General features: G+C 37.5%; 23 protein-coding genes and 1 riboswitch. Of the genes, 19 read left to right on the top strand and 4 right to left on the bottom strand.

Translation table 11 applies throughout. The features are described from left to right. The first annotated feature begins 55 nt into the window (after window positions 1-55). The 3 genes from BJL90_RS04820 (at window position 56) to BJL90_RS04810 (ending at window position 3,255) form a co-directional block, all read left to right on the top strand. The gene (locus BJL90_RS04820; protein ID WP_070964778.1) at window positions 56-979 is read left to right on the top strand and encodes a hypothetical protein; all 924 of its coding nucleotides are present in this window, start codon (window positions 56-58) and stop codon (window positions 977-979) included. A 252-nt stretch (window positions 980-1,231) separates the two neighbouring features. Continuing rightward, window positions 1,232-1,987 (top strand): exodeoxyribonuclease III, encoded by a 756-nt coding sequence (locus BJL90_RS04815; protein WP_070964776.1) that lies wholly within the window; start codon window positions 1,232-1,234, stop codon window positions 1,985-1,987. A gap of 98 nt (window positions 1,988-2,085) precedes the next feature. After that, window positions 2,086-3,255: an iron-containing alcohol dehydrogenase gene (locus tag BJL90_RS04810; RefSeq protein WP_070964773.1), complete on the top strand. Its 1,170-nt coding sequence runs from the start codon at window positions 2,086-2,088 to the stop codon at window positions 3,253-3,255. Window positions 3,256-3,350: 95 nt separating this feature from the next. Here BJL90_RS04810 and BJL90_RS04805 read toward each other — a convergent pair whose 3' ends face one another. Both BJL90_RS04805 and ilvD read right to left on the bottom strand, forming a co-directional pair. Beyond that, window positions 3,351-4,571 carry an L-lactate MFS transporter gene (locus BJL90_RS04805; RefSeq protein ID WP_070964771.1) on the bottom strand — a complete coding sequence of 407 codons (1,221 nt, stop codon included), beginning with the start codon at window positions 4,569-4,571 and terminating at the stop codon, window positions 3,351-3,353. A 419-nt stretch (window positions 4,572-4,990) separates the two neighbouring features. After that, a complete protein-coding gene (gene ilvD, locus BJL90_RS04800) occupies window positions 4,991-6,676 on the bottom strand; it encodes a dihydroxy-acid dehydratase (protein WP_070964768.1) in 1,686 nt (561 codons plus the stop codon). A gap of 255 nt (window positions 6,677-6,931) precedes the next feature. Here ilvD and BJL90_RS04795 point away from each other — a divergent pair, with 255 nt between their 5' ends. From BJL90_RS04795 to BJL90_RS04785, 3 genes are all read left to right on the top strand, one after another. Next, complete coding sequence (locus tag BJL90_RS04795) at window positions 6,932-7,939, top strand: ABC transporter substrate-binding protein (RefSeq protein ID WP_156778706.1); 1,008 nt, start codon at window positions 6,932-6,934, stop codon at window positions 7,937-7,939. Further along, the gene (locus tag BJL90_RS04790; protein ID WP_070964766.1) at window positions 7,914-8,708 is read left to right on the top strand and encodes an ABC transporter permease; all 795 of its coding nucleotides are present in this window, start codon (window positions 7,914-7,916) and stop codon (window positions 8,706-8,708) included. Before BJL90_RS04795 ends, BJL90_RS04790 begins: the two co-directional genes overlap by 26 nt. Before the next feature lie 211 nt (window positions 8,709-8,919). Next, window positions 8,920-9,642, top strand: coding sequence for an ABC transporter ATP-binding protein (locus BJL90_RS04785; RefSeq protein WP_070972964.1), 723 nt, complete (start codon window positions 8,920-8,922; stop codon window positions 9,640-9,642). 33 nt (window positions 9,643-9,675) lie between these two features. Here BJL90_RS04785 and BJL90_RS04780 read toward each other — a convergent pair whose 3' ends face one another. Continuing rightward, window positions 9,676-10,377 (bottom strand): cell wall hydrolase, encoded by a 702-nt coding sequence (locus BJL90_RS04780; protein ID WP_070964763.1) that lies wholly within the window; start codon window positions 10,375-10,377, stop codon window positions 9,676-9,678. Window positions 10,378-10,384: 7 nt separating this feature from the next. Then, a riboswitch (cyclic di-AMP (ydaO/yuaA leader) is annotated at window positions 10,385-10,518 on the bottom strand. 454 nt (window positions 10,519-10,972) lie between these two features. Here BJL90_RS04780 and BJL90_RS04775 point away from each other — a divergent pair. From BJL90_RS04775 to BJL90_RS04725, 11 genes are all read left to right on the top strand, one after another. After that, a complete protein-coding gene (locus tag BJL90_RS04775) occupies window positions 10,973-11,308 on the top strand; it encodes a nucleotide pyrophosphohydrolase (protein WP_070964760.1) in 336 nt (111 codons plus the stop codon). Window positions 11,309-11,816: 508 nt separating this feature from the next. After that, window positions 11,817-12,485 (top strand): GntR family transcriptional regulator, encoded by a 669-nt coding sequence (locus tag BJL90_RS04770; RefSeq protein WP_236905021.1) that lies wholly within the window; start codon window positions 11,817-11,819, stop codon window positions 12,483-12,485. A 94-nt stretch (window positions 12,486-12,579) separates the two neighbouring features. After that, window positions 12,580-13,758 carry a M24 family metallopeptidase gene (locus BJL90_RS04765; RefSeq protein WP_070964758.1) on the top strand — a complete coding sequence of 393 codons (1,179 nt, stop codon included), beginning with the start codon at window positions 12,580-12,582 and terminating at the stop codon, window positions 13,756-13,758. A 135-nt stretch (window positions 13,759-13,893) separates the two neighbouring features. Then, a complete protein-coding gene (locus tag BJL90_RS04760) occupies window positions 13,894-14,475 on the top strand; it encodes a TRAP transporter small permease (RefSeq protein ID WP_070964756.1) in 582 nt (193 codons plus the stop codon). Window positions 14,476-14,478: 3 nt separating this feature from the next. Then, a complete protein-coding gene (locus BJL90_RS04755; protein WP_070964753.1) occupies window positions 14,479-15,747 on the top strand; it encodes a TRAP transporter large permease in 1,269 nt (422 codons plus the stop codon). Between the two features lie 40 nt (window positions 15,748-15,787). Continuing rightward, window positions 15,788-16,966 carry a M20 metallopeptidase family protein gene (locus tag BJL90_RS04750; RefSeq protein WP_070964750.1) on the top strand — a complete coding sequence of 393 codons (1,179 nt, stop codon included), beginning with the start codon at window positions 15,788-15,790 and terminating at the stop codon, window positions 16,964-16,966. Window positions 16,967-17,031: 65 nt separating this feature from the next. After that, entirely contained in the window at window positions 17,032-18,084 is a 1,053-nt protein-coding gene (locus tag BJL90_RS04745) for a TRAP transporter substrate-binding protein (RefSeq protein WP_070964746.1), read from the top strand. 80 nt (window positions 18,085-18,164) lie between these two features. Beyond that, complete coding sequence (locus tag BJL90_RS04740; protein ID WP_070964744.1) at window positions 18,165-20,063, top strand: aldehyde ferredoxin oxidoreductase family protein; 1,899 nt, start codon at window positions 18,165-18,167, stop codon at window positions 20,061-20,063. Between the two features lie 36 nt (window positions 20,064-20,099). After that, window positions 20,100-20,297, top strand: coding sequence for a sulfur carrier protein ThiS (gene thiS, locus BJL90_RS04735; RefSeq protein ID WP_070964741.1), 198 nt, complete (start codon window positions 20,100-20,102; stop codon window positions 20,295-20,297). Between the two features lie 32 nt (window positions 20,298-20,329). Further along, a complete protein-coding gene (locus tag BJL90_RS04730) occupies window positions 20,330-21,553 on the top strand; it encodes a serine hydroxymethyltransferase (RefSeq protein ID WP_081562213.1) in 1,224 nt (407 codons plus the stop codon). A gap of 206 nt (window positions 21,554-21,759) precedes the next feature. Continuing rightward, on the top strand, window positions 21,760-22,029 hold the full coding sequence (locus BJL90_RS04725; protein ID WP_070964735.1) for a hypothetical protein: 270 nt from the start codon (window positions 21,760-21,762) through the stop codon (window positions 22,027-22,029). A 56-nt stretch (window positions 22,030-22,085) separates the two neighbouring features. On the opposite strand, the gene BJL90_RS04720 is transcribed toward BJL90_RS04725, so the two are convergent. Further along, window positions 22,086-23,003 carry a LysR family transcriptional regulator gene (locus tag BJL90_RS04720; RefSeq protein ID WP_070964733.1) on the bottom strand — a complete coding sequence of 306 codons (918 nt, stop codon included), beginning with the start codon at window positions 23,001-23,003 and terminating at the stop codon, window positions 22,086-22,088. A gap of 387 nt (window positions 23,004-23,390) precedes the next feature. On the opposite strand from BJL90_RS04720, the gene buk reads away from it, so the two are divergent. Together buk and BJL90_RS04710 are read left to right on the top strand one after the other, a co-directional pair. Then, window positions 23,391-24,467 carry a butyrate kinase gene (buk, locus tag BJL90_RS04715; RefSeq protein WP_070964730.1) on the top strand — a complete coding sequence of 359 codons (1,077 nt, stop codon included), beginning with the start codon at window positions 23,391-23,393 and terminating at the stop codon, window positions 24,465-24,467. Window positions 24,468-24,534: 67 nt separating this feature from the next. Then, window positions 24,535-24,738: a 4Fe-4S dicluster domain-containing protein gene (locus BJL90_RS04710; RefSeq protein ID WP_070964727.1), complete on the top strand. Its 204-nt coding sequence runs from the start codon at window positions 24,535-24,537 to the stop codon at window positions 24,736-24,738. Window positions 24,739-24,755: the final 17 nt, after the last annotated feature.

Raw genomic sequence — 24,755 nt, 5'->3', positions numbered from 1 at the left:
AAAACATATTACATATTTTATAGAGTTTATCATAAACAAAGAGGGGTAGACATTTATGGAAGGGAAAATAGGGTTAATAGGAAGTTTTGCTACAGATTGGATTCGATATAGCGATTATCAGTTCAAGACAGCCTATGATGGAGAGGTGTATATTATCCCAGCAGAAGAGGCGACATTTTGCATGTATAATCCCTTCGATGTAGCAGAAGATTTACTTATGGATTTGATGAAGATAGGGGATAAAGCTTTAAAAATTCAAGAAGAGATAGATAGAGAAGAATTAAATAAAGACCTTTTGATATTTGCTAGAAAATATGGTTTGTTGGGATTCATTAGTGCCAGTGCCTATAATCGGAACATTGTTGGAGAAGATAAAGTGCTAATGATTGAAAATAATTATATTACAAAAGAAAAAATTATGGATGCAAATGAATTTATCGATAAGTTTATACCCTTTGCAAAAGAGGGGGAAGTTGTATTTAAACAATATAGAGATTCTATAGATGTAATGAAAAGAGAAGATTCTCCTAAGTTCTATGGCAAAAGACCTATCGTAATGGATTTGATATTTTCTAAGTTCTACTCTGAACAAATCAACTGGATCGTCAATTTTGCCAAGATGATTTCTTCACACTTTAATCAATTGCTGATTTATAGAAATTCCTCTTCCTATCTAACAGAGAAGGTAACAATTATGGCTGAGAAATTTGGTGCAGAAAAAATAGGTTTTACCATTAGCCAATTGGATAAGACGATGATTGCGTGGGAATTTGATTCTCTTAAAACTGCAATAGAGACAATCTATGCATTTGCAGTTACAGATGAAACTACCTTAATCAATCGATGTAGCCACTGCAATAGTATCTTTATTTCCAGTAATGCTAGAGCTAAATACTGTAGTCCATCCTGTAGAAATTGTGCCAATGTTCAAAAATGCAGAGAAAAAAATGCTGCTAATATAGAAGACAAAAGAAAGTAAGGATAAATTTGTTCCAACAAGGTAACAAATCCCCACCTACTTTAACACGTATAGGAGGGGTGAAAGCAAAATTAAGATATAGATGTACGCTTTTAAACTTGAAATTTAGTATCTAAGATCCACGATTTTGCCTTGGCTAAAAAAGCGTATCCAAGGACTGCAAATGCAGCCTTAATATGTTAAAATTGATAGGCGTATTTCTATAAAATGAACAGAATTCAGTAGAAAAAGGAAGGCATGGAGGGTGTAGTTATGAAGTTTGTTTCATGGAATGTGAATGGCCTTAGGGCTTGTGTGGGTAAAGGATTTTTAGAGTATTTCAAAGAGGTGGATGCAGACATGTTCTGTCTTCAGGAAACCAAGTTGCAGGAAGGACAAATTGATCTAGATTTAGAGGGATATCAACAGTATTGGAATTACGCAGTGAAAAAAGGTTATTCTGGTACGGCTATATTCACAAAGAAAAAACCTGTATCTGTGGAATATGGCATGGGGATGGAAGAACATGACCAAGAGGGAAGGGTGATTACTTTAGGGTTTGAAGAATTTTATCTAGTAAATGTATATACCCCTAACTCTCAGAGGGAATTAGCAAGACTTGATTATAGAGAAACTTGGGAGGATGCCTTTAGAAAGCACCTAAAAAAATTAGATGCAGTAAGGCCAGTGATCTTGTGCGGCGATCTCAATGTAGCCCACAAGGAAATTGACTTAAAAAATCCTAAAACCAATAAAAGAAATGCTGGTTTTACAGATGAAGAAAGAGGAAAAATGACAGAACTACTTGAGGGAGGCTTTATAGATACTTTTAGATATTTTTATCCAGATCAAGAAGGGGCGTATACTTGGTGGTCCTATATGGGCAAGGCAAGGGAAAGAAATGCAGGTTGGAGAATTGACTATTTTATTGTATCTGAAAGGCTGAAGGGCTTGTTAAGGAAGGCAGAAATTCATTCAAATATCATGGGCAGTGATCATTGTCCTGTATCATTGGAAATAGGTTTTTAATTTAATGCAAGGATATGGGTATACCCTTTTGACATGTTAAAATTTACAGAGGGATATCTATATAACATATATAAAAGAGAAGAATTGGAGGCAACATCATGAAAAACTTTGTTTTTGAAAGTCCAACAAAAATTATCTTTGGGAAGGGTACGGAATCGGTAATAGGAGAAGAAGTAAAAAAATATGGTAAGAAGGTATTACTCCACTACGGTGGTGGAAGCATAAAAAAATCAGGACTTTATGATCGCGTAATTGATTCATTAAAGGCTGCTGAAATAGAATACGTAGAACTTTCGGGAGTACAGCCAAATCCTAGACTTAGTCTTGTAGAAAAAGGCATCGAACTCTGCAGAAAGGAAAATGTAGGGTATATCCTTGCTGTGGGAGGGGGAAGTGTAATAGATTCTGCTAAGGCTATTGCTGTAGGCGTACCCTATAGCCAATCAGTGTGGGACTTCTTTGAAGGGAAAGCAACACCTCAAGAAATTTTACCTTTAGGCGTTATCTTAACCATACCTGCTACAGGAAGTGAAGCCAGCAATAGTTGTGTTATCACCAATGAAGAAGGCTGGTACAAAAGAGGGATCAGAACAGACCTTGTTAGGCCTAAACTGGCTATTATGAATCCAGAATTGACTTTTACATTACCACCTTTTCAAACAGCCTGCGGCATTGTAGATATTATGTCGCATGTGATGGAAAGATATTTTACAAATGAAAAAAACGTAGATCTTACAGATGGATTATGTGAAGCTGCGCTAAAAACTGTTATAAAAAATGCTCCAATTGTATTGAAGGATCCAGAGGATTATGCAGCAAGAGCAGAGATTATGTGGACCGGCACCATCGCCCACAATGAGCTGCTAGGCACTGGAAGAGTAGGAGATTGGGCATCCCATAAAATAGAACACGAAGTAAGTGGAATCTATGATGTAGCCCACGGTGCAGGATTGGCAGTAATACTACCGGCTTGGATGAAATATGTATACAAACATGATATCAATCAATTTGCTCAATTTGCTGTACGTGTTTGGGGCGTGGCAGAGGATGAAGAAAACCTTGAAAAAGCCGCATTAGAAGGCATTAAAAAGATGGAAGAATTTTTTCAATCAATAGGCATGCCGATTACTTTGCAAGAGCTAAATATTCCCAATGATCGTTTTGAAGAAATGGCAGAAAAATGTGTGCAAACTCCTACCAAAACAGTTGGAAATTTTGTTGAATTAGGCAAAACAGATGTTTTGAATATTTTGCACTTAGCTGTGTAAGTGATACATTAGGAATGAATATATAGCATAGAATAAAATGAAGGAGTAGATATTAAGATCTACTCCTTCATTGTTTGACAGTAAATAGCTATACGCTACGTTGTCTGCTCAGAAGATGAGGTTAATAAAGCATTAGATAAGGGAGGCTTAATCATTAAGGTCATTACGCCACCTATAATCGCCAATATTGCAGCAATAATAAAGGTAGGTTTAAGACCTCCGACATAGGTTACCACCATCGGTCCAACCAAAGCAGATAGACCATAGGCTTGATAAACAATACCATAGTTGGCACCTAGATTTTTCATACCGTAGAACTCCCCTGTGACTGTAGGAAGCACTGATAAGAATCCACCGAAACAGAAGGTAATGGCGGCGACATAAACAAAAAAGGTAATAAAGCTTAGGGAAGTTATGCTCATTAGAATCATGCCTACAGCAGTTATTGCTAACATCATAGATACGACCCTGATTCTACCTAACTTATCTGAAAGGCTTCCCCATATAAGCCTTCCACTTGCATTAAAAAAGGCAATCATGGAAACTGCATTGGCAGCAACATGGGGTTCTAAATTAGCTAGTTCAATACCGATATCTTTTGCCAAGCCTATAACCAGTAAACCACTCATGGTTGCAAATAGATACATTACCCAGATAAGGTAAAAGGACTTGGTTTTCAACATCTCTCTTACTGTAAAGTTGGTTTCGTCAGAAGAAACATTATTCTTTTTCATAGTTTCAGCATAGCCTTCTGGAGGAACTTTTAAAAACTGAGCGCCAACGACTACACAAACAAAGTAAATGATTCCTAGATAGAAAAAGGTTCCAGAAAGTCCTTTTGAGACAAGTAAAAACTCGATGATAGACTTAAACACTAGGCTTCCAAGGCCAAAGGAGCCCACCACAAGACCCGTAATAAATCCTTTTCTCTCAGGAAACCATTTTACACAGGTGGAAAGCGGACAGACATAGGCAAAACCAACACCAATACCAGCAATAAGGCCATAATAGATGTATAGTTGTGTAATAGAGGTAGCAGTGGAAGTCAAGAGCAAACCAATACCATAAAGCAAGCCACCAATAGAAGCAACGATTCTAGGACCAATTTTATCTTGAAGCCTGCCGGAAAAGATGGTGGTAAAGGCAAATACAAAAACTGCTATGGAGAAGGTAAGCACGACTTCGTTGCTTTGCCAGCCAAAGGCCTGCACAAGAGGCTCATTAAATAAACTCCAAGAGTAAATAGAACCGATGCATACTTGCAAAAGCATAGCGCCAAGCACTACCAACCAACGATTTGTTGTGTTTTTTGTCATTGAGAATCCCCCTTAATCACGTAATTACAGTAGAAGTACATTAGAATTTTAAGACTATGCCCCTTTAACCAATTTTAGCAACATATTTTATCCTTCGGTGTATTGCTAAGACCCCCTCTTTAAGAAGTGGGGGATCAAGCACTATATCCTCGAAGTAAATTCGACTACAATTTAGGAGATGTAAAAGTCTCCTATGAATTAAGTTTCATTTTATAGGAAGTGTGCCTGCTAAATACTGGATTTTAAAGCTCCTTACGCCACCTGTACTAGATTAATAGTACTATTATATAATCTGTCTGTAGAGAAGGCAAGAAAAATTTACAGTAAACATAGCTCTATAGTTAGAATTATCTAAGGGTATGCTGGAGAAAAAGAAAAAAGCCAACAGAAATCCTTCTGTTGGCTTTTTGGCCTAGGTATTAAGCTTCCTCACGGGTAGGAATTACCGCTCCTCTAGAAGCAGAGGTGACAATATTCGCATATACATGGAGATATCCTTGGGCTTTATTTTTAGGTAGCTGAACTTTTTCTTTTAAACGGTCTTCGAAGTCTTCTGATAAAACCTGTATAGAGCCTCCCTCTACATCTACGGATATGATATCTCCGTTTTTAACATAAGCAATAGGACCTCCAACGGCAGCCTCTGGACAAATATGGCCTACAAAGCAGCCATTATTAGAACCAGAAAAACGCCCGTCGGTTATTACACAAACCCTACTGCCTAGATTCATACCTACCAGCATTTTCATGGCTTTGTACATTTCAGGCATACCAGGTCCACCCTTAGGGCCTTCATTTCTTATGACGATAACATTTCCAGCTTGTACCTTATTGGTGGCAATTTCTTCTAGGGCATCTTTTTCGCTTTCAAAAACCACTGCTGGTCCTGTAAAGGTTAAGGCATCCTTTGGTATGGCAGAGGGTTTGGTTACTGCTCCTTCAGGAGCTAAGTTTCCTTTTAATATAGCAATACCACTATTAGTAGTTACAGGATTGCTGAGATCTTTTATTACATCTTTGTTCAATACTCTTGCATTTTTGATGTTTTCTTCAAGGGTCTTTCCTGTCACCGTTATAGTGTCTAAGTCAAGGACTGTCTCTAGTTCCTTCATAATCGCTGGAATACCACCAGCTTCATAAAAGTCTAGGAGGGCATAGGGCCCCCCTGGAATCATAGGAGAAAGATGAGGCACTTCTCTACTGATGTTACCAAAGTCCTCTAGGCTTAAGTCTATTTCTCCTTCATAGGCGATTGCAAGTGTATGAAGAACAGCATTGGTGGAGCCTCCTATGGCGGAGTTTACTTTTATGGCATTGGTTAAGGCTTGGCGGGTAATGATTTGTCTAGCAGTTATTCCCTTATGGACTAACTTCATAACAGCTTTGCCGCTTTGAAAAGCAATAGCCATTCTATGACTATAAACTGCAGGAATAACAGCACTTCCAGGGAGAGACATGCCCATAGCTTCTGCTAAACAGCACATTGTATTAGCAGTTCCTAGCATAGCGCAGGAACCAATGGTAGGACAGGCATTGTCCTCCAGCCACATGTATTGATCCCAACTCATGGTATCGGTATTAAGAGAGCCTAGGGATTGCTGAATAATGGAATGGTCAATATGCTCCCCACCGTAAGGATTGTTTTCCTTCATTCTTCCCGGAAGGGTTGGACCACCATTTACAAAAACAGCAGGAATATCTAATCTTGCTGCTGCCATAAGCATGCCAGGCACAATTTTATCACAAGACCCTAGAAGTACCATACCATCTAACCTATGGGCTTCAATCATCATTTCTATGTCGTTTGCAATTAATTCTCGTGTGGGGAGGATATGGCGCATTCCCTTATGACCCATAGCCATGCCATCGCAAGCAGCAATTGTACCAAACTCTACAGGCGTGCCACCAGCGGCTCGGATACCTTCCCTTACATATTGCGTAAGGTTATTGAGGTTGTAGTGGCCTGGGCAGATAGTGTTGAAGGAATTAACAACAGCGATAATGGGTTTTTCCAGCTCCTCGTCAGTAAAACCGTTGGACTTGTATAAAGCCCTTACATTAGACCATTCTGGTTGATTTAGTATGTCTTTACTACGATGAAACATTGTCACACCTCTTTCTCGTCATAGATGATAATTTCTTATCTATTTAATAATAAAAAAGTTTAAAGGTTTATCTATGGGAAAAAACTGTAAATCTATCTATTATTTTAGCATATATAAAGAATAGTTACAAAATTATAATTTGCAGGTTTATGCTATGCAATGATCCTCTTTAAATTACACAAGTTTAAATATATTTTAAAGGGTATGATGGCTTACCTAGGGAAAATAAAACTTTTTATTAGGAGGTAGAAAGCAGTGGGATATGTGTTGAAAAAGACCTTAGCTTTATTGTTGACGGTGGGTTTAATGATAACAATGGTCAGTTGTAATAAAGAAGTAGTTCATCGGGAGACTTCTTCTGCAACACAGGAAAAGACCTTAATCCGTGTTGCTGCGCTAAAGGGACCTACTGGTATGGGGATGGCGGAACTGATGGAAAAAAATGAAAAGGGAATGACTGCCCTAAACTACGATTTTACGCTTATGGGGAGTCCAGATGATTTAGTAGGCAGGATCATTAATAAAGAGGTAGATATAGCAGCAGTGCCTACCAATTTAGCGCTTGTTTTATATAACAGGATGGCAGGTGAGGTTCAATTGGCGGCAGTGAACACATTGGGAGTTTTATATGTAGTAGAAAATGGAGATAAAATTCATAGCATAGAAGACTTAAAAGGGAAAACAGTAAATAGCAGTGGCAAAGGCACTTCTTCAGATTATATATTTCAATATATTTTAGAACAAAATCATTTGACAGAAGATGTTGTGCTAGATTATAAATTGCAGCACACAGAATTGACAGCTGTTTTAGCGCAAGGGGATTTAGATATTGCTTTGCTGCCCCAGCCACATGTCACCACAGCATTAATTCACAATAAAGATCTCAGGATTGCTTTAGATATTACTGAGGAATGGTATAACGTTATGCATCAAAAAGGTAAGTTAGCAATGGGCTGCATGATTGTTCAAAGGAAATTTGCCGAAGATAATCCCCGAGCATTAAATCTATTTTTAGAGGAATATGAGATGTCAGTGGATTTTGTTAACCACCAAGTGGAAGAAGCGGCAGAACGCATTGCAAAGTATGATATCTTACCGAATGCAGTCATTGCAAAGGAAGGAATTCCTTACTCAAACATTGTTTATATAGATGCTGAGGAGGCAAAGGGATTTTTACAAGATTTTTATCAAGTGTTATTCGATTTTGATCCTAAATCCATTGGAGGGAAATTACCGGATGAAGGATTTTATTACAAAAAGTAAGAAGAAAGCTTTAGATAACGCTTTCGCCTTCCTATTTTGGCTAACCCTTTGGCAAATTACATACTTTGTACTTCAAAGAGACATTTATTTACCATCTCCTTTAAGCGTTTTTACACAGCTAAAAGAACTGGTGTTTTTAAGAATTTTCTGGGAATCCATTGCCTACTCTATTTATCGTGTAATCCTAGGGGTATTTCTGTCTACCATATTAGGGATCACCATGGGGATTGTCTGCAGTGCCTATAGGTTTGTTTACAATTTAGTGAATCCCTTGATGGTTGCTATTAAATCTACGCCAATTTTGTCTTTTATCATTATCGCTTTGGTGTGGTTTTCTTCTTCGCATGTGCCTATTTTTACCTGTTTCCTCATGTGTTTTCCTATCATTTGGACCAATATTATGACGGGTCTTGCTAATGTAGATCCTAAGCTTTTACAAATGGCGAAGCTCTATAGGATAAAAAAAAGAATGATCGTAAAAAAAATTTATTTGCCTACCATTATTCCTTATTTTTCTACTGCCTGCATAACCTCATTGGGTTTAGGATGGAAGGTGAGCGTAGCTGCTGAAGTACTGAGCCATCCTAAAAATGCCATTGGCAGTCAGCTTTATAGTGCTAAAATTTATTTAGATGCCAGCGGACTGTTTGCTTGGACACTGGTGATAATTCTTTTAAGCCTTTTATTTGAAAGAATTTTTACCTGCTGTTTAGAAAAAATTACCACAAAAAAGGCATTAGCAATAAAAGGAGACTTAATTCATAAGTAGATGACCAAAATCTATGATTTTGTATCAGTCACTTATACAGAGTGCAAGCTTGCACTTTAGCTTTAGTGCCAATCACTTAGTTTATTTATCCAGGAGGAATTTTTACCCCCACCGAATTGTGACCCAATTTACTTCAAAGATGTAGTGCTTGATCTTCACTTCTTAAAGTGGAAGGTTTAGCACATACCGGAGGATAAAGGATGTGTTAGGATTGAAATTAAGCATTAAGAATCTCTATAAAACCTATGGAGGATTTCAGGTTATTTGTAATTTTAGTATGGATTTTTTTTATGATAAAATCCACTGCGTTTTGGGACCTTCTGGCTGTGGTAAGACAACGCTGCTAAACATTATAACTAAGCTTATTTCTGCTGACCAAGGTAACCTTGAAGAGGTGGAAAAGAAAACCTGCTCTTATATCTTCCAAGAAGATCGCTTGCTTCCTTGGGCAACCGTTGAAGAAAATATTTTATTTGTTTTGGAAGGGCAGTATAAAAAAGTTGAGGCGCAACAGATTGTCGATGAATACCTATCTTTAGTGAATCTATCAAAGTTTAAAAACTATTACCCTGAAGAATTAAGTGGAGGTATGAAGCAGCGGGTATCTATTGCAAGAGCCTTTGCTTATGGAGGAGAAATTTTTGTAATGGACGAACCTTTTAAAGGTATTCATCTAGCATTAAAAACAACATTAATACAGTATATGATAGACTACAAACATCAAAAAAGCAGAATTTTTGTTTTTGCTACCCATGATATAGAAGAAGCTTTATCTATGGCAGATTATATACATATTTTTCAAGGGCCTCCATTAACCTTAAAAAAGCAAATGACCATAGATGTTCCTCAGTCTCAGCGATGGAAGTATAAAGACAAAATGACAGAATATAAAGAGATTCTTTTACAAAATAGTGCAGCAAAAGACCACATATAAGCTATGTGGTCTTTTGCTGAATAAAAGTAAAAACTACTGATAAAAAACATGGTTCCCTATTCTCGTTACGTAACGCTTGTTTGCTACAATCCATTGTCCCGTTGCTTTATTGGGATTAAAGAAATATGTTGAATTACCAACAGGTCTTGATCCACTTAATGCATCGTGGGCTGCCTGTATACTTTCTTGAGAAGGGGTATTATAGATGGTACCATCAGCCACAGGGCTGAATTGAGGGATGTTTTTATAATATTCAAAAATGACATTATAAATTGTATTAGGAAACTCCCTTGAATGAACCCTATTTAAGACAACATTTCCCACCGCTACTTTTCCTGTATAGGGCTCGGCTCCAGCTTCAGCATGAATAATCCTAGAAAGCCAATACACATTTGCAGATGCTGAATTCCTAGTGGTGCTGCTTCCTCTAGAGACCGTCGCAGCTTCATAAAGTTTGGACTGCGTTTGTCTACCGGCAATACCGTCAATGGTTAAGCGATTGTCTCGCTGAAAATTGATAACAGCATTTTCAGTGATTTTACCGTAGATACCATCAACAGCGCTGTTGTAATAACCTTTATTTCGTAGTGCTTGTTGAAGTCTTACAACTTCGTTTCCTCTACTACCAAACCTTAGTGTTACATAAGGGTTATTAGCGAATACCCCTACAATTTGTATCGATAAAAATGCTAGAATTAAAAATACCGATACAATCTTTTTACTGTTTCCCTGCATAGATAAACACTCCTTCCTTAATGGTGCTTCCGAAGTTAGCTGACGGGTGCGGGATAGAAGGCTCCCTACCATATACATGGATTAACCCCGAAATTGGTTCCTCCGTACCTGTAGAAATACAGGATTCAGCAGTTGCAAGGTGATACAATAGAGTTATTATACAGGAAAGAAAATATTATGTAAACCAATTTTGGAGATATACCAGAAAATACAAGTGAACTCCTCCAGTTAAAGCTGAACATCGGGGAATCAAGTGGAGAGTCTACTCCACCTGATTGGGAATCCCACCTACGCTAACGCTTAGAGGTGGAGGTCTTATACCTTAAAAGCAAAATCATGATAACTTAATCTTCAGTTTACGGGTATATCTATGGAAATAGTTCACTGGTTTATCCAGCGAAGCCCTTATGAATTTTAGAGGTTGTGGAAAGATATTGTAAAACCTATAGAAATTATATAGTACTGTGTTAAAATAAAGAAAGGAAAGAAGTGTAGAGCTTTAGTTTTGAAGGCTAATGGTTTTAATTTAAGATGCTGAACCTCAGTATGCTGGCATGCATAGACGGCTACGTAAAAAAGAAAGGAAGTAAATAGGATGGAAAAAGATATAACCTTAAAGGAAATGGCAAAAGAAGTAGATGCATATATTTCACAGTTTAAGGAGGGATACTTCAGTCCTTTGGCATTGATGGCTAGGCTAACGGAAGAAGTTGGGGAATTAGCGAGGGAAGTGAATCATTATTATGGAGAAAAACCTAAGCGATCCGACGAGGAGGAAAATACCATAGATATGGAACTAGCGGATTGTTTATTTATTCTGCTTTGTTTTGCTAATTCCTTAGAGATTGATCTAGAAAAAGCATTTGAAGCGATGATGTATAAGTTTAATACACGGGATGCCAATAGATGGACAAGAAAAGAGCAAATATAAATGAAAAGATCCCCCAGCTACTGCTGAGGGACTTTTTCATTCAGAAGCAAAGATAAACACAGAGGTTTTAATTTGCTTGAAGTATAGCATGAAGCAAAAATAAAATCAACATAGTATCAAGAGATTACGAAAACTACCTTTGATTTAGCAGAGGAGATGGGAAATTTTGGTGAATAATATAGAATATTCATACAATATAGTATATTGTTTTTATTCTAATATCGTGTTATAATTTAAGCGAGATTAGAATTTAAACAACTAACAAGTGTCAATTGTCGACAAAAGTTCTTTGGAAAGCAATAGCAGTACTATAGAAATAAAAAACAAATAAATTTTTTGAAATTTTTTAAAAATAAAGAAGGATAATGATAGTTCATGTCGAATTATCATTAATAAGAAAAATGTTGATTGTCGACAATCAACAAAAACTTTTGTCGCAATACTTACCAGTTGTGAAACCTTGAACATTAAAAATAAGGGTGCTATTTTGCAAAGGGGGTGAAGGAAATTGCTAATAGATACAGCTGAATATCAAAAAGAGAACCTATGTAGTATCGTTGTTGATTATATCAAGGAAAGAATTCTATGTGGAATATATAAAGAAGGCGATCATATATTAGAAACAGAAGTTGCTAAAACCCTTGGTATAAGTAGAGCACCAGTAAGAGAAGGAATAAAAGAACTTCAAAACGAGGGGATTGTAACAGTTATTCCACGTAAAGGTACCTATATTACAAAATTTACACTAGAAGACATAAAAGAAGTTTTTGACATAAGACTTCTATTGGAGAATAACATCCTTGAAATCTTAATCAATCAAAACAAACTAACAGAAGAAGATTTCCTTACTCTGGAGAACATTGTAAATAGCATGATTCATGTAGTGAATGGGCCTGAGGATGTAGAAAAAAAAGCCGTAATTATCAACATGAAAGATATGGAATTCCACAGGTTCATATGGAAAAAATCAGGAAGTTCTAGAAGGGTGGAGATTTTAGAGGGAATTTTTTTTCAACTAAGAATGGCCATGCTGTATGATACAAATGAGACGGGAAACTTGTTAGTTACAGCAACTGATCATTATGAAATTATTAAACACTTAAGAAGTAAAGACTTAGAAAGATGTAAAAAGGCTTTACGGGAGCATATTATATCCTATAAGGATGGAAGATTTTAGAGCTATAAGATTTTTATTGCCATTGGATTGTCGACAATTGACAATCTACACCAATAATAATAAAACTTTTCATACAGAGGGGAGATATTAAGCAATGGAAAAAACCTTGTATTTTCAAGTAGAAGAGTATAAGGAAAGGCTCAGAAAAACACAGCAAAGAATGATTGAAAATGGTGTTGAAGTGCTTATTGCTACAGATCCTGCAAACATGAATTACCTTACTGGATTCGATGGCTGGTCCTTTTATGTACATCAGTGTATTATTGTGATGGCTGACCAAGAAGAGCCAATCTGGGTAGGTAGAGGCCAAGACTCTAATGCAGCTAGGCTAACCTCATGGCTTAAAGAGGAAAATATAAGACCCTACACCGATGATTATGTACAATCTTTAGTTAAGCATCCAATGGATTTTGTTTCTGATATCATCAAAGAAAAAGGGTATGAGAATAAGATTATTGCTACAGAGATGGATACTTATTACTATACTGCAAAGTGTCAAGAGAGATTAGCTCTAGGGTTACCAAACGCCAAGTTTAAAGATGGAACAAACCTAGTAAACTGGGTGAGAATTGTTAAATCTGATATGGAAGTTGAGTATATAAGAAGAGCCGCTAGAATTGCTGAGAAGGCAATGGAGACAGCCTTTAAGAGTGTGGACAAGGGTGTTAGACAATGTGATGCTGCGGCGGATGTGTATCATGCACAGATCAGCGGTACGAAGGAGTATGGTGGGGATTATTCAGCGATTGTACCCCTTATGCCAAGTGGTATTAGAACATCCACCCCTCACTTGAGCTGGACAGATGAACCTTATCAGGACGGGGAAACCGTTATCTTGGAATTATCAGGTTGCTATAGAAGATACCACTGTCCTCTGGCTAGAACCTTGATTATTGGGGATGCACCGCAAAAGGTAAGAGACCTAGAGGCTGTAGTGGTAGAAGGTCTTAGCAATGCCCTAGAAGCAGTAAAGCCTGGAGTGACTTGTGAAGACATAGAAAGGGTATGGGCAAAGAGCATCGCTAAGAGTGGATTTATTAAAGACTCTCGTATAGGATACGCTATGGGGCTTAATTATCCACCAGATTGGGGCGAGCATACAGCTAGCTTAAGACCAGGAGATAAGACAGTTCTGCAACCAAACATGACTTTCCATATGATTCCTGGTATTTGGCTATCAGATTTTGGTGTAGAAATTAGTGAATCCTTTAGAGTGACTGAAAATGGTTGTGAAACCTTTACAAACTATCCAAGAAAGTTATTGGTCAAGTAAAAAGTCCTGCACAGGGAGATTGTAAGAAAGAAGGGGCATAGGCTTTTAGAGGGATTGAAAACCTTTGCACAGTAGCTAGCCTATGCCCTAACTAATTCAGTCTTCATAGGCCTAATGGCGCGAGGAGGGAAATTAATGAATAAGTTCTTTAACCAAACTTTATCAAAATTTGAGGAATTTGTTTTAAGCTTTGCAATCATTGCTATGGCCATATTGCTTATAGTCAATGTGTTTATGAGAACCGTAATGAATAGCAGTATAACATTTACAGAAGAAGTAGCGCAAGCATTACTGGTTTTGGTATCTTTTTTTGGCCTTGGATATTGTGCCAGAACTGGAAGACACATCACAATGTCCATTTTATTTGATTTAGTAAGCAATAAATATAAGAAAATAGCTATGATTATCATTTCTTTTGTTTCATCAGCAGCTATGATATACCTTGGAACTTTAGCATATAGGTATGTTTTATCTGTAAAAAACTTAGGAAGAGTTACACCAGCGCTACAAATACCAATGTATCTCATCTATGCAGTTGTTCCTCTAGGATTTTTCTTAGCAGCGATTGAATACCTTAGAACATTCCTATTTAACATTAAAGAGAAGGATTTATATTTAACAAGTATCATCAAAATACCAATAGATCAAGAAATAACGACAGATCTAAATAGCTTTATCGATGCAGTATCAGAAAATACCAGTAAGGAGGAGGTATAAAAGATGCTTTGGATGTTGATGGGTATCATGTTTCTTTTGTTTTTATTGAATTTCCCAATGTTTATAGCGATGATCTTAGCACCGTTAGCGGTAATCGTCACCTATTTTCCAAATCTAAATCCACTTCTTGCAACCCAACAGTTGATAGCCGGGGTATCACCTATCGTCCTTCTAGCAGTACCAATGTTTATCTTTGCAGCGGATATCATGTGTGCTGGACAAACATCAAATAGATTGTTAGATTTCGTAGATACCTTTGTAGGGCATATCCACGGAGGAATGGCGATCACAACAGCAGCAACATGTACAATATTTGGAGCAATTTCAGGTTCTACGCAGGCAACAGTAGTAGCTATAGGTAAGCCTATGAGAAACAGATTACTTTCTTCAGGTTATGAGGATGAAGATACTACAGCCCTGATTATTTGCTCTGCTATCATAGCACTATTGATTCCTCCAAGTATTTCAATGATCATGTATGCAGTTGTAACGGGAGCATCTGTAGGGGATTTATTTATAGCCGGTGTTTTACCAGGGCTTCTCATTCTATTGTTCTTCTGCGTATATAACTATTTTATGGCAAGGAGAAAGAAGATCCCGACAACAGAGAGAGTTGGTTTCAAGGGAAGAGTAGAAGCATTTAAAAAGGCCATTGGTCCTTTAGGATTTCCAGTTGTTATATTTGCTGGAATCTACTCCGGGGCGTTTAGTCCTACTGAAGCAGCAGCTATGGGGGTTTTATATGCATCGATTTTAGAATTATTTATTTTTAAATCCATTAAGCTTAAAGATTTTAAGAATATCGGATTATCCACAGCTGTGGTAACAACAGCAGTATTTATATTGGTTGCAGCGGGAAGCTTGTTTTCATGGGCTATATCCTACGCCAGAATACCGCAAATGATAACACAGTCTGTATTAGGAACAAATCCTTCTGCAGTAAAAATCTTGATTACAGTAACAATATTCTTCTATATTGCAGGGATGTTTGTTGATTCTATCGTAGCCATTGTTATCTTGACGCCAATATTTTTCCCACTTGCTATGCAGGCAGGGATTCATCCAATCCACTTAGGAATTATCGTTACACTACAAGCAGCCTTAGCTTCAGTAAGTCCACCCTTTGGATGTAATATATTTACTGCCAGCGCGATATTTGATATACCTTTTTTAAAGGTAGTTAAGAGACTGCCAGCTTATCTATTAATGTTAGTTATTATTTCCGTAATAATTATTTTTGTTCCACAGTTATCTTTATTGCTTGTACCTTAGGCGATTTTATTAAAAAGATGAAAATCGAGGTGTGTATACTATGATTGATTTCAAAAAGGAAATCCAGGCTTTGGAAAAGGAACTCATTGATCTACGAAGAGATTTTCATATGCATCCTGAACTAGGCTATGAAGAGGTACGAACCTCAAAGATTGTCTATGACTATCTTCATGATCTTGGTTTAGAGGTAAAGAAAATCGCTAAAACTGGTGTAGTTGGTCTTTTAAAAGGAAAAAAACCAAGAAAAACTGTCATGTTAAGAGCAGATATGGATGCTCTACCTCAAAATGAAAAAACAGGCTTATCTTTTCAATCTACAAACCCAGGTGTAATGCATGCCTGCGGTCACGATGGGCATACAGCGATGCTGCTGATAGCAGCAAAAATACTGGCAAAGCATAAAGACAGCATAGACGGGAATGTGAAGTTTGTTTTTCAGCCAAATGAAGAAGAAGCAGGGGCATTAGATATGATTAAGGAGGGGGTTTTAGAAAATCCCAAAGTAGATGCAGCCTTTAGTGCGCATCTGTGGACGCCTATTGAAAGTGGCAGGATTGGCTTATCCAGTGGACCAGTTATGGCTGCAACAGAGGAATTCGAACTAAGTATTATCGGTAAGGCTGGGCATACATCAGCACCCCATACTGCTTTGGACCCTATTTTAGCTAGTGCTAATGTGATACAAGCCCTGCAATCCATCCAGACAAGAGAAGTCAATCCATTGTTGCCAATCACCATTATGATCGGTAAGGTTCATGGTGGCAGTGGACGTAACATTATTGCAGACAGGGTGGATATAGGAGGAACTATAAGATTTCTATTTCCCGATGAAGAAAGAGAAAAACAGATTCTGTTAGGTAGATTTGAAAGGGTAATCAAAGGGATTTGTGATGCAATGGATGTAAAATATGAATTGAAGTATATACCTAGCAATCCATCTCTTATGAATGATAGTAAGATGGTAGCCTTTGCAAGAGAAGCATCTAAGGAAACCTTTGGTACAGAAGAGAACATCGAAGAGTATAGATGCTTAGCAGGGGAAGATTTCGCAGAATTTACTCACCGGGTACCTAGTGCATTTTGTTTTATAGGTACAGGAAACGCAGCAAAAAATACCCATTATCCTCATCATCACCCGATGTTTGATATTGATGAAGAAACTTTGAAGTATGGCGTGGAAATCCATGTAAGGTCTGTTTTCAATTATCTAAATTTATAAGCTTTCTTGTCGACATTCAACAGTCGGCAGGGAAACTAATAATAAAATTAAAGGAGGATAAGTAAATGAAAAAGATAGTTTCTTTAATTATGCTTGTAGTATTAACGATGGCATTACTAGTTGGATGTGGAGGTAATCAAAATGCAGGCGGTAATGCTACAGGGGAAGAAACCTACACTTGGAGGTTTGCTCATGAAGAGATCGACGGAGACGTACAGGATTTATATGTGAAGAAGTTTAAAGAAGTAATCGAGGCAAAGTCAGATGGAAGAATTAACATCGATATTTATCCAGTAGGACAAATCGGAGATGCAACGCAACAAGCTGAGCTATTACAAAAGGGGGGGATAGAATTTGCCATCGTATCTCCTGGTAATACAGGAACTTTAGTTCCAGAGAATCAATTATTCTCTTTACATTTCCTTTTCACAGATGATATGGACAAAAACGCAGAAATCTTTAAAACAAGTAAAGCACTTAACGAATTGTTATCTAATAAATATTTAGAAAAGAACATAAAGGTTTTAGCTTACTGGACAGAAGGAGCTATGCAATGGACAAGTAATAAGCCGGTAAACACGCCAGACCAATGGAGAGGTATGAAAATGAGAACCATGCCTTCACCAATGATTGTTGCTGCTTATCAAGCTTATGGTGCTAACCCAACACCGGTTCCATATATGGAGGTTTACAGCGGATTACAGTTAAACATGATAGAAGGTCAAGAGAATCCACTATTTGCAATTGATCAAATGAAGTTTTATGAAGTACAAAAGTATTTAACATTAGCGAATTCAAATCTATATGTAACAACAACTGCTGTCAACCCTGATTTCTTTAATGGATTACCGGCGGATATTCAAGATATGGTTCTAGAGACAGTGGAAGAGCTAAGAGATTATTCCTTTGAAATACAAGAAGAATTGAATGGTGGAGCATTAGATAGAATTAAAGCACAAAGCAATATAGAAATTGTTGAATTAACAGATGGAGAAAGAGAAGTATTTAGAGCTGCAAGTAAATCTGCCTATGATAAATATGTTGAAATGGTAGGGGCTGGCGGCAAGGAAATTTTAGAAACACTTCTAGAGGAAGTAAAAGAAATAGAATCAAGATAAGGCTAGAAAACATGCTTTAAGGGAAAAAATTTCCCTTAAAGCATGTTTAGACATCATAAAAACCCAAAGGAGGGGGACACATGAATCTGTTTCCTAATGCAAAAATATTAGACGTAAATTTATCGAGTGGAGAAATCATAACAAGAACCCTGCCGGGAGAAATCTATAGACTTTATCCAGGTGGATCCGCACTAGGACTTTATTTAGCGCTACAGGAGATGGAACCCGGAATAGATCCATTATCACCTGAAAATATGCTTGTATTTTCTGTATCAGCCTTAACAGCTTTACCAATTAGCGGTATAAGTAGGTTAACCGTTACGGCAAAAAGTCCTTTAACAGGAACTATGGGAGACAGTCAAGCTGGTGGATTTTTTCCAGTACATTTTAAGGCCAATGGATGGGATGCTGCGGTGTTCCGTGGAAAGTCAGATAAACCGGTGTATTTATATATTGATGGAGATAAGGTGACGTTAAAGGATGCTTCAAAGGCATGGGGCAAAATAACTGGGGAAGCAGAAGACGTGATACGAGAAGAAGTAGGAGACAAGGATATTGAGATTGCTCAAATCGGGCCTGCTGGGGAAAATTTAGTAAAATATGCTTGTATTATTAATATGTGCAATAGAGCCAATGGAAGAAATGGCATGGGAGCAGTAATGGGATCTAAAAACTTGAAGGCTGTGGTTGTGAAAAAAGGCAAGCCTATGAAGGCTTATGATAACGAGAAATTCCAAGCATTGGCGAAAAGTGTTAAGGAAAGATTAGAAGAAAATGAAGCTGTAGCTGGCTTAGGTAAGTATGGAACTGATGGAGATTTAGAGGGCTTCCATGAAGAAGGTTTCTTACCTACCAACAATTGGACAACAGGACATTTCCCAGAGGGTGCAAAGAACATTACCGGCACCACAATGTATGAAACGATTTTAAAGGAAAGAGATACTTGCTATGCATGTGCAGTAAGATGTAAAAGGGTAGTAGAGATTCCAGGTGTGGTAGATCCTCTTTATGGAGGACCAGAATATGAAACCTGTGCCACCCTTGGTTCCTACTGTGGTGTTACCAGCTTAGAGACTGTATCACTAGCAAATCAGCTTTGTAACATGTATGGCCTTGATACAATTTCATGCGGAGCTACCATATCTTTTGCAATGGAATGCTATGAGAAAGGTCTAATTACCGATAAGGATACGGATGGCTTAGTACTGAAGTTTGGTAATAATGAAGTGGTTCCTACTATTGTCGAAAAGATTGCCAAGAGAGAAGGTTTGGGGGATTTATTGGCAGAGGGTAGTTATAGAGCAGCACAAAAAATTGGAAAAGAAGCTATTCCCCTCAGTATGTCTGTAAAAGGACAGGAATTGCCAGCCCATATGCCCCAATTCAAACCTGCTGTTGGCTTGATATATGCTGTAAATCCTTTTGGAGCAGATCATCAATCCAGTGAACATGACGTATTTTTAGTGATGCCAGAGGACAGTAGAGAGAGACAGCGATTGGCTCAGCTAGGTGTGTGGAAGGGTTACGATAATCCTTTTGTGATCGATGAGGAGAAAGTAAGATTTGCATTAGATAGTCAAAAATATTTCTCTGTGTTGGATACTCTTTGTTTATGTCAATTTGTTTGGGGTCCAGCGTGGGAGCTCTATGGCCCAGATGACATGGTAAACCTATGTAAGTATGGGTTAGGATGGGATACCTCCATCTATGAATTAATGCTTGTAGGTGAGAGAAGAATCAATATGATGAGATACTTTAATGCAAGAGAAGGCTTCAGCAAAGCAGATGATAAGTTACCAGAAAGAATTTTTGAGCCTTTCAAGGATGGTCCTTCTAAAGGGGTTTGTGTTGATAAAAAGGCCTTTGAAGAAGCCAAGGAGCTATACTATGCCCTAGCAGGTTGGGATCAGGAAACAGGAAATCCAACAGATACAGTATTGAAAAAGTTATCTTTAGGATGGCTGCTTGAAAAGAAATAAGAAAAGAAGTCAGTGAATGAAATCGGAGGGAAGATTATGGAAATACAAGTAAATAAAGAGGTCATCTGTATTCCCCCTGATTATACGATAGATATGCTTTTAGAGCACATGAACTATACCCACTATGTAGCTGTCTTTGTAAATGGTAAACAACTATTGATGAGGGAATATAGTCATTATAGATTGCAAGAAAAAGATCAAGTAAAAATTATTCGGCCATTAGGCGGCGGTTAAAAAGGAATATTTTATTGAAGGGGGACATGAAAATGTTCAAAACAACAAGGGATATCGATAATCTTTTAAAGAAGCATATGAGTTATAGAGAAGGATGTTTAAATTTAATTGCGTCAGAAAACTATGCAAGTGAAAAAGTACGTGGCTATCTGGGTGGAGATTTTGGTAATAGATATGGCTGTTATGCTACTATGAAGCCAGAAGAAAGAGAATATACAGGAAATAAATACATCCATGAATTTGAAATGGCTACCCATGAGCTTGTGAAGGAAGTATTTCAAGCAAAATATGCAGATTTAAGACCTATTGGGGGTCATATGGCGGGAATGGCAGTAGTGCTGGCTTTGCTTGAGCCAGGAGATTTAGTTATCGAAGTTAGCTTAAGCGACTGGGGTCATGGTCTAGTTGGACCAATGTGCCAAGTAAGACAATTTGATGAAACCATCAAGGTAGAATATATGGCATTTGATGAGAATAGGGCTGTAGATGTTGAGAAACTTAAGAAACAAGCCTTAGAAAAGAAGCCTAAAATGATTATCTTTGGAGGATCTGGTACATTATTTCCAGAACCGGTTAGAGAATTAAGAGATCTAGCAGATCAAGAAGGAATCCTATTGGCTTATGATGCTTCTCATGTTACAGGGTTAATCGCTACAGGGGTATTCCCTAATCCATTAAATGAGGGGGCAGACATTATGTTTGGCAGTACCCATAAATCCTTCCCAGGACCACAAGGTGGATTTGTAGTGTCAAATAACATAGAACTTATTGAAAAGGTAGGTAATACTTTATCGCCTTCTTTAGTAACAAGTCATCACTTAAACCGTCTTCCAGCTTTAGCTGCATCTATATTAGAAATGAAAGAGTATGGAGAAGCTTATGCAAAACAAGTAGTGAAAAATTCAAAGGCACTGGCAAAGGCGCTAGCAGACTGTGGATTTAGCGTATTAGGAGCAGGGAGAGGTTATACAGAAAGTCACTTATTATTAGTAGATGTGGGACAATACGTTGATGCGGCTCCTGCAAAGCATTTAGAAAAGGCAAAGATTCTATGCTCTGATGATTTCTCAGGAAACAGTCCAGAAATTAGAATAGGAACACCGGAAGCAACAAGAAGAGGTATGAAGGAAGAAGAAATGAAGATCATCGCTGATTTCTTTAAGAGGGCATTAATTGACAAAGAAGCTCCTGAAACAATCGCAAAGGATGTGGAAGCTTTTAGCAGACAGTTTACAGGATGCCAGTATTCTTTTTAGTTAAATAACATATAGAAGGACAGGTTACTTGAACCGGCACTGAATATTTAGTGTCGGTTTTTGCGTAGAAGGGTCGTTGGGCGAATTCTTTAGGATAAACATTATTAAAAGAATGAAAGATGAACAAAGAGAGATAATAAAAATGAATCAAGTTTAGTAAGCTAGAATATTGAAAAACTATGTTATACACCTAAGGAGAGGATATAATGACAAGTCTTGAAAAAGCAATAGAGAGGATAAGAGGACTAGAGTGTCCAACGGGGGATTTAGAAAAACGTCTTGCTGGGATTTTTGAGGATTATGAAATTGCTAATAAAAATGAAGTTACTATCCATAGGGAAGAAGAACTTGACAGAGATGGCGCCGAAGCCTACAGCGCAAGGCTTTTAAATAACAATGAGGCATCTATTGTTGTTTTGGCTAGGTCAGGACTTGATGACTATGTGGCAAAAGTGATTGATGCATATATAAACTAAAGGACAAGACCCTCTATGAATTAGAGGGCCTTTTTAAGAGATAATAAAGGCCTGTATTAGGATAGCATAGAAGTGTGTTTATAGTATTCCTCGCCAACAGAGGCTAACGCTTCTAAAAACAAAGGAATGGATGGATTGGCATTCTTTTTTTTCCAAGCAATCACCAGCTCATCTTCCGCCTGTTCTCCCTCAATATCAAGGAAACGAAGACTAGGGCTTGAATGAAGTTTCAAGCTTTTAGGGAGAATCGTTATGCCTATTCCTGCATCTACCAATAATAACACAGTAGCAAGTAGTCTAGGTTCAGCAACAATATTTGGGGAAAAACCGCTATTAGCACACATCAACAAGGTTTTGTTGAATCCCTGGGGTGATTCCCTTCTGCTAACTGTTATAAACCGTTCTTGCGCTAATTCGCTGATATGCAGGCTATTTTTATTTGCAAGAGGATGATCACAATGCATGACTACTGAAATCTTCTCTGTAAATATACTTTTCTTTTCAATGCCCCCAATGTTATCAAGACCAAATGCAAGTGTGAAGATTACATCTAGTTCACCAGTCTTCAATGCTTCTATCAACATCCCATGATGGAACTGATCTAAATACAAGTCTACTTTGGGATGGCTACGACGAAATTCTCTAATCAAGGAAGGTAAAAAGTTTCTTTCTGTATAGCCAAGAAAGCCTATTTTTAAGTGTCCAATAATACCGATATCCGCTTGACGGGTTTTTTCTATGGCTTCAGCAGACTTACTTACAAGACTAAGGGCTTCTTGTAAAAAAACAGCCCCTGCATTGGTTAATTTTACTGAGCGTTTATTTCGAAAAAATAGTTGTACACCTATCTTTTGTTCTAAATCTGCAATCTGTTGACTTACAGCAGATTGTGCTACAAAAAGATGCTTCGCTGCCTCCGTAAAATTTAGATGTTCTGCAACCGCAATAAAATAATGTAACTGTCGTAACTCCATGTTTTCTCCCCCAATCTGACGGTAGATTTTTTATTATAGATAGATAATTGGTGTTTTATTTAACAAAATGTACCCTTCTTTGGCCTAGAGATTTTATGCTTTTGATTTAAATCTCATTTTATTTATCAATAATAGCATTCACCCTTATTTTAATCAATATTAATCACTTTTACTTATTACTGAGATAGCATTCAAATATTTCACAATCTGTTGAATATTCTATATTCTATTATTAAGAAGAAATTTTATTGTTTAAAATTTTTTTGCATTCTATTTTTTTCATAATATGATAACGTTTGCCTTTGTTTAAGCTTTTCTTCAAAAAGTAATAAGGAGAAAAAATTTAGTAGGGTGCAATGATTTGTATACAAAAAGGAGGCAGTGGGTATGACACTTTCTAAAAATAAGATACTAGCAATTAATCCAGGTGCAACCTCAACAAAAATAGCCGTATATGAAGAAGATCAGTTGCTTTTCAAGAAGACGATAGAACATTCCATAGAAAGTTTAAAACAGTTTCCTAAATTATTTGATCAGTACCAATATCGCTTAGATTTGATACTGCGGATTCTTGAGAAGGAAAATACGCAGCTGAAAACTTTAACTGCTATAGTAGGTCGTGGGGGCTTGCTAAAGCCCTTAGCCGGGGGAACCTATCGGGTGAATGAAAAAATGATAGAAGATTTAAAAGTAGCAGATCAAGGAGAACATGCTTCTAACTTAGGTGCTGTAATCGCTGCAAACTTGGGGAATCAATTAAACATACCAGCTTTTATTGTAGATCCTGTTTCCGTTGATGAGATGGAGCCAGTAGCCAGAATCTCTGGATTAGCTGATTTAAGAAGAATCAGTTTATCCCATGCTTTAAATATGAAAGCTGTAGCCCGGAAGATAGCAAAAGAAATAGGCAAAAACTATGAGGAAGTAAACTTTATTGTTGTCCATCTAGGTTCAGGTGTTTCTGTTACCCCTCATAAAAAGGGAAAAATGATTGATGTCAACAATGCTAAGGCAGAAGGACCTTTTTCCCCAGATCGATGCGGTGGTCTACCGGCAGATCAATTGGTAAAGCTATGTTTTTCAGGAAGATACACCTATGATGAATTGAGGGAAAAACTAATGAACAAAGGTGGTCTCTACTCCTACTTTGGCACGACAGACCTACGTCAAGTAGAAGCAATGGCAACAAATGGAGACCTTCAGGCAGATATTGTGCTGGAGGCTTTAGCCTATCAGGTGGCAAAGGAAATTGGTGCCATGGCTACGGTTTTGATGGGGCAAGTAGACAGGATTATTCTGACAGGGGGAATTGCTTATTCAAAAAGAATTGTTGCTGATATTACTAAGCGTGTTAAATTCATTGCCCCTGTAGTTGTGGTGGCTGGAGAAGAAGAACTAGAATCTCTAGCATTAGGGGCCCTGAGAGTAATGCGGGGAGAGGAAGTAGCCGCTCAATATAGTTAGTATATACGCTATGATAATAAAGCTTCTGTGTGGCGCTAGATAATAAATGGTTAAAGGAGGGACGATTATGGTAAAGGTAAATATATTAGAGAAGTACTGCAAAAGCTGTGGTCTCTGTATTGATGTTTGTCCTAAAAAAATCTTAGAAATTGGAGAGAAAAGTAACCAAAAAGGGTACTTTACAGTAGTTTGCAAGGATGAAGAAAAGTGTATAGGATGTGCCCTATGTGGCATGATGTGTCCCGATGTAGCTATAGAGGTCTATAAATAGGTATTGGGGAAGGAGAT

It is taken from the genome of Clostridium formicaceticum (assembly GCF_001854185.1).
Lineage (GTDB): Bacteria > Bacillota > Clostridia > Peptostreptococcales > Natronincolaceae > Andreesenella > Andreesenella formicacetica.
The sequence above is the reverse complement of the archived record's forward strand: the minus strand, read 5'-3'. Positions and strand labels throughout refer to the sequence as shown.